1 protein-coding gene is annotated in these 451 nt (G+C 80.5%); it reads right to left on the reverse strand.

Annotated features, from left to right (window positions below):
• On the reverse strand, window positions 1-451 hold a 451-nt coding region (locus ACYVKY_RS04860), incomplete at both ends, for an SCO7613 C-terminal domain-containing membrane protein (RefSeq protein ID WP_460433868.1).

Raw genomic sequence — 451 nt, forward strand, 5'->3', positions numbered from 1 at the left:
TGGTCGACAGCACCAGGCTCGGCCGCAGGGCGACCGCCGCGCCGGGCCCCGCCCAGGGCCACGACCCGAGCGCCGGCTCACGCCGCATCCGCAGCGCGCCGATGGCGAGCAGCGCGGCGCCGGCAGGCACCGTGAGCAGCTCGACCGGCCCGAGCAGGTCGCGCCCCAGGCCCGCGACGAGCGCCAGGACGAGGAGCCCGAGCGACGACCACCCGAGCGGCCGCAGCCGCTCGCCCGCGGCGGCGCCGACCAGCACGCCGGCGCCGACCGCGAGCGCGGCGAGCTGGCGCAGCAGGTCGACGGCGTCCGTCCCGGACGAGGCGTGCAGCAGGCTCGGCAGCACACCGGCAGCGAGCGCCGGCACGAGGTCCCACCCGTCGAGCCCGCGCGGGCGGCTGGTGCGCAGCACGACCGCCGCGCCGGCGAGCACGAGCGCCGACGGCACCGACCA

The organism is Angustibacter speluncae (genome assembly GCF_054777815.1).